Annotated in this window: 4 protein-coding genes and 1 pseudogene; 4 read left to right on the forward strand and 1 reads right to left on the reverse strand. The window is 66.5% G+C overall.

Annotation, left to right across the window (positions count from 1 at the left end; translation table 11 throughout):
* Positions 1-41 precede the first annotated feature (41 nt).
* The gene (locus tag B3587_RS02935) at positions 42-893 is read right to left on the reverse strand and encodes a nitroreductase family protein (RefSeq protein ID WP_292726428.1); all 852 of its coding nucleotides are present in this window, start codon (positions 891-893) and stop codon (positions 42-44) included.
* A 110-nt stretch (positions 894-1,003) separates the two neighbouring features.
* On the opposite strand from B3587_RS02935, the gene purE reads away from it, so the two are divergent.
* The 4 genes and pseudogenes from purE to B3587_RS02955 form a co-directional block, all read left to right on the forward strand.
* Entirely contained in the window at positions 1,004-1,471 is a 468-nt protein-coding gene (gene purE / locus B3587_RS02940; protein ID WP_228177819.1) for a 5-(carboxyamino)imidazole ribonucleotide mutase, read from the forward strand.
* Entirely contained in the window at positions 1,468-2,937 is a 1,470-nt protein-coding gene (locus B3587_RS02945; protein ID WP_292726430.1) for an LCP family protein, read from the forward strand. Before purE ends, B3587_RS02945 begins: the two co-directional genes overlap by 4 nt.
* A gap of 31 nt (positions 2,938-2,968) precedes the next feature.
* Positions 2,969-4,054, forward strand: coding sequence for a glycosyl transferase (locus tag B3587_RS02950; RefSeq protein WP_292726432.1), 1,086 nt, complete (start codon positions 2,969-2,971; stop codon positions 4,052-4,054).
* Positions 4,055-4,266: 212 nt separating this feature from the next.
* A pseudogene (locus B3587_RS02955) lies at positions 4,267-5,575 on the forward strand (hypothetical protein); the annotation flags it as partial.

A 5,575-nucleotide genomic window follows, 5' to 3' on the forward strand; every position in this document is an offset into this window, starting at 1 on the left:
CGGCAGCCGCGTTCTTCCAGGACTAAGGCTGGGGCGGATGCCTAGTTCGAGGGCATTCCGCGCCCGGTGAGCCAGGCGCGCATCCGGTCGCGGCCGTTGAGGCCCGCCGCGTCCTTCACACGACGGATGACGGCCCGGCTCCATCCCGTCGGGCGTCCCTGGCTCGCGTGGTACGCGGCGATCTCGGCGTCGTAGGCGGCGACGTCGGCATCCGTGATGGGGCAGTAGCGCTCGCGGGAATGGACGACGCTCGGCGCGAGGCGCGGTTTGATCCCCGCGGTGTCGGTGGGATCGGGATACCCGACAGCGAGGCCGAACGCCACCATCGCCCGGTCGGGGAGGCCGATCAGCTCCGCGGCGCGCTCGGGGTTGTTGCGAACCGAACCGAGATAGCAGGTGCCGAGCCCGAGCGACTCCGCCGCGACGACGGCGTTCTGTGCGGCGAGAGCAGCATCGACGAACGCGACAAGGGTGGATTCGAGGTAGTCCGCCGCCTCATCGGCTGCACCTTCGGCCGCCGCGATTGCCGAGGCCCGCGCCCAGTCCGCGATGAACAGCAGGATGACGGGTGCGTCGGCGACGAAGGTGCTCGTACCCACCTCGTCCACGAGAGCGCGCATGGTCGCGGCATCCCGTATCTCAACGACGCTCCACAGCTGCAGGTTCGAGGAACTCGCCGCCGACTGGGCGGCAGCGAGCATCGCGGTGATCGCCTGGTCGCTGACTGGTGCGTCAGTGAAGTGGCGCACAGTGTGGTGATGAAGCAGCCCCGCGAGGGTTGCCGAGTCGCGCAGGGCCGACTCGGTCAGCGCGGGAGCCGCATCGCCGTAGCGGGCGTGCAGCAGAGCGTCGATGTCGAGGTTCCCTCGGGCGGAAGCGGTGGACTCGGTCACAGATTCTCCCTTCGGGGGTGCCGTTCCGGGCAATCCCCAGCCATGCACCCTAGCCTGGTCCGGTGACCGCTGCGCTCCACAGTTCCCCTGCCCCGCTCGTCGGTGTCGTCATGGGCTCGGACTCCGACTGGCGCGTCATGAGCGACGCCTCTCAGGCGCTGACGGACTTCGGCGTACCCCACGAGGTCGAGGTCGTTTCCGCCCACCGCACACCCGACAAGCTCGTTGCCTACGGCCGCGAGGCGCGAGGGCGCGGCATCCGTGTCATCATCGCCGGCGCCGGCGGGGCAGCTCACCTGCCCGGCATGCTCGCCTCGGTCACGGCACTTCCGGTCATCGGCGTTCCCGTTCCCTTGGCCACCCTCGACGGGTTGGACTCGCTCCTCAGCATCGTTCAGATGCCCGCTGGCATCCCGGTGGCAACAGTGTCGATCGGCGGTGCTCGCAACGCAGGGCTGTTGGCGGTGCGGATGCTGGGAATCGCCGATCCCGCCCACGCCGATGCGATCGAGACCTACGCGCGCGATCTCGAGGGTGTCGTTGAGGAGAAGAACCGGCGGCTCAAGGAGGCGCTGTGAGTGTCGCCAGCCCCCCGCGGATGACCGGATCCCGGCCGTCGCCGCGGCGACCGGTCATCGAGAACCGGCCGCTGCGCTACCCGAACACCGCATCGCGGCCGATGATGACGCGTCGGGCGTGGTGGCTGCTCATTCTCAACTTCGTGATCCCGGGATCGGCGCAGGTTCTCGCGGGGAACCGGAGACTCGGTCGGTTCGGGCTCGGCGCGACCCTCTTCGGCTGGACGTTGATCGCGGTATCGATCGTCACGCTCCTTCTCTGGCAGCAGGCGTTCGTCGCGATCGCCACGAACTGGTTCGTGCTGCTCGGGGTGCAGGCGCTGCTGTTCGCCTATCTGTTGCTGTGGATCATCCTCACGATCGATACCCTGCGGCTCGTGCGGCTCGTGCGCACCGGGTCGATCACGCGATTCGCCGTCGCGCTCGTCGGTGTCGGGGCGCTCGTTCTCGCCGGCAGCGGCGTGGTCTGGGCATCCGATCGACTCGGTGGTGTGCGCGACTCGTTTGGTGCGATCTTCGCCGAGTCAGGGCCGTCGGTGCCGCCATCGGACGGCTATTACAACATCCTGCTGCTCGGCGCCGATAGCGGTGAGGGCCGCGACTCGATGCGCTACGACAGCATCTCGGTCGCCTCGATCAACGCAGACACCGGCGCCGTCACCATCACCGGCATCCCGCGTGACATGGTCAACGTTCCGTTTGCGCCCGGCCCCATGCAGGATCTTTACCCGAATGGACACAGCGGCCATTCCGATCCGGTCTGTGGGTGGGGGAGTGGCATTAACCAGCTGCTCACCGAGGTGGAAGTATGCCGTGACGGCAATGCACTGTACCCGGATGCCGTCGCGAACGGCTCGGGACCGGGCATCGAGGCGACCAAGGATGCCGCCGAGGGGCTGCTCGGGATCGAGATCCCGTACTACGTCTTCATCGACATGCACGGCTTCGCCGCCCTCATCGATGCGCTCGGCGGCGTCGACATCGACGTGACCGAGCGGCTTCCAAAGGGCGGCGGGCCCTCCTACGACGGGCAGCCCGCGGAGGAGTGGGCAATCGGCTGGATCGAGCCGGGCTTCCAGCACATGGACGGTGACACGGCGCAGTGGTACGCGCGCTCTCGGTACACCACGAATGACTGGGATCGGATGCTGCGCCAACGCCAGTTGCAGGAGGCGATCCTCGCGCAGTTCACGCCGATGAACGTCCTCAATCGGTTCAACGAGGTGCTGGACGCCGGCACGGCTATCGTGCAGACCGACATCCCGCAGTCGATGGTTCCGTACTTCGCCGAGCTTGCCCTCAAGTCGAAGGAGCAGCCGGTCACCACCATCGAGCTCACTCCCTCGGGCGTGGGCGGCATCGGCATCATCCCCGAAGAACTCTCGGCCGATGATGTTGCCTTCATCCAGGACTACCTGCAGCAGGCGCTGCATCCGCCGACACCCACGCCCACGCCCGCCGCGTGAGGCGTTCGGCTCGACGAAGAGGCTCCAATCTGTGACGACGACATTGCGTGTTGTTCTCGACCAACTGGTCGCGCCTACCGATCCAGACCTCGCGATGGCGTCGCGGGAGCTGACCTGTGCCCTGATCGCGGCCGCACCACGCGGGTGCGAGGTCGCGGGGGTCGTTCCGGCGGCTGGGGAGGACGCGCTCGCCGAGGTGCGGGCACTCGAAGGTCTCGCCGGCGTCGAGTCTTCCCCGATCCCGCGCCGCGAGCTGTCGACCGCGCTCTCCCTAGGCCTGCCCAGCGGCCTTGGCGGTGGGATGCTGCACTCGCCGACGCTCTTCGCGCCGCTCGTGCGTCACGACCGCGTTCACAATCACGAACAGACCGTCGTCACCATCTGGGACCTCACGCCCTGGACCCATCCGGAACGCGTTTCGAAGGCATCCGTTGCGTGGCATCGCGCGATGCTGAAGCGCGCTGAGAAGCACGCGGATGCCGTCGTCGTCCCGCTTCACGCCATGGCCGACGAACTCGCCGCGCGCACGAAACTGCGCGGGCGAATCAGGGTAATCGCCGGCGCCGCTCCGGAGGGCTTCGCTGAGCCGCGCGACGCTGTCGGACGCCGGCGGACCCTGGGGGTGCCTGAGGGTGCGGTCGTTGTCGACGCCGCCGGGCTCTCAGCAGCCGAGTTGGGCGAGCTGGTAGCCGCGCTCGGGCGGGAGGTCCCGGACGCGCCGGTGGTTGTCCTCGACGCGCCGTCGGATGCGGAGGCCGTGCTCGGCTCGGTCGTTTTCCTCTCGGCTCTGGATGCCGCAGACCGCGCGGCGGCACTGGCTTCGGCATCCGTGGTGCTCGCTCCCCGGATCACGCCCACCTACGGGTGGCGGACGCTCGATGCGCTCGTGCTCGGGATCCCGGTCCTTAACGCGGCATCCGCGGCTAACCGGGAACTCATCGGGGACGGCGGGGTCGTTGTTGAAGGTGGCGCTGACGCGCTCGCGACATCCCTTGCGGCACTTCTTGCTGTTGACGCCGACCACACTCGGGCTGCGACTCTCGCCGCTGACCGCGGCCGCGGCTTTTCGTGGCGCGAGGCCGGCGACCGCGTCTGGCAACTGCACGCCGATCTCTAGCCAGCAGAGCGGGGTGTCACAGGGCCCGCTCAGTAGACTTGCGTCACACTAGTAACATGGCTCGACCTTTACCCGCGCGCGCACGACGCAGTCCGCGAGCGAACCTTCGCTTCTGGGCTGCGGTGGCGAGTTTCGCCTTGATCGGCGCGGGCCTGGTCTCGGTCGCTCCTTCTGCTGCGGCCACCGTTGATTCGGTTTCAGTGCCGTCTCGGGTGGATTCGAACATCGCCAAGACTGCCGACTTGAGCCAGTTCCGCCCAGGAAACATCGTGAGCGACGCCGTATTCTTCGACTCCTCAACGCTGTCTGAGGCGCAGATCCAGTCGTTCCTAGAGTCGAAGGTGTCCTCCTGTCGTTCGGGGTATACGTGCCTCAAGGACTATTACGTTCAGACCCGGTCGATTGCAGCGGATCCAATGTGCGGGGCTTACTCGGGCGGCGGAATGGAGCGTGCCTCCCGCGTCATCTATAAGGTCGCGCAGGCTTGCGGAATCAACCCCCAGGTCATCATCGTCATGCTCCAGAAGGAGCAGGGGTTGATCACCTCGACGGCTCCGAGTTCGTGGGCCTATCAGGCAGCGATGGGGCAGGGATGCCCCGACACTGCGGCGTGCGACACTGCCTACTACGGGCTGTTCAATCAGGTCTACGGCGGCGCCCGTCAGATGAAGCGCTACGCCAACCCGCCGGGCACCAGCAACTACTTCACGTGGTACGCACCTGGCAACACCTGGAATGTTCAATATCACCCCAATACCGGGTGTGGTCGAAGCCCCGTGTACATCGAGAACCAGGCAACGGCGAACCTTTACTACTACACGCCGTACCAGCCGAACGCAGCAGCGCTGCGGGCTGGATACGGCGAGGGGGACGGCTGCTCCAGCTACGGCAACCGCAACTTCTTCAATTACTTCACCGACTGGTTCGGATCGACGCACTCCATCGGAGGCGATCCGGTGGGGCAGGTGTCAGGCTGGACTCTGACCAACAGGGGAGTGCGCGTCACGGGCTGGATAGTGGATCCCGACACGAACGGCCCCGTCAGCTTTCGGGTTAAGAGCAACGAAGTCCTCTTGACCCGGGGAAGCGCAGATATTGATTCACCGGAACTGCCGCGTGAGTACGCGTACTTTGGATCAATGCACGGATTCGATGTTGAAGTCCCACTCGCGCCGGGTTCGCAACAGGTCTGTGTAGCCGCTAACAACACGGGGGCGGGCACCAATCGGACGATTGGGTGCGCGGAGATCGTTCCCACCGGCACGGATCCCTTCGGTGATGTCGTGTGGGAACCCACCGCGACCGGCGTCAGGGTGTCTGGGTGGGCCGTTGATCCTGAGACTCTTGAGCCGATAAGCCTCCGATTCAAGGTCGGTGCGGAGCGCGTCGAGAGAGCCAACGCGGACATCAACGTCGCCGCCCTCGCGGGGGTCATTCCGACGTACGGGACGAGACATGGCTTCGATACAGAGATTCAGCTGGGCCCCATCCCCGTAGAGGTGTGTGTGGCTGCGAACAATG

The organism is Microbacterium sp. UBA837, from assembly GCF_002296025.1.
In the GTDB taxonomy this organism is placed as follows: domain Bacteria; phylum Actinomycetota; class Actinomycetes; order Actinomycetales; family Microbacteriaceae; genus Microbacterium.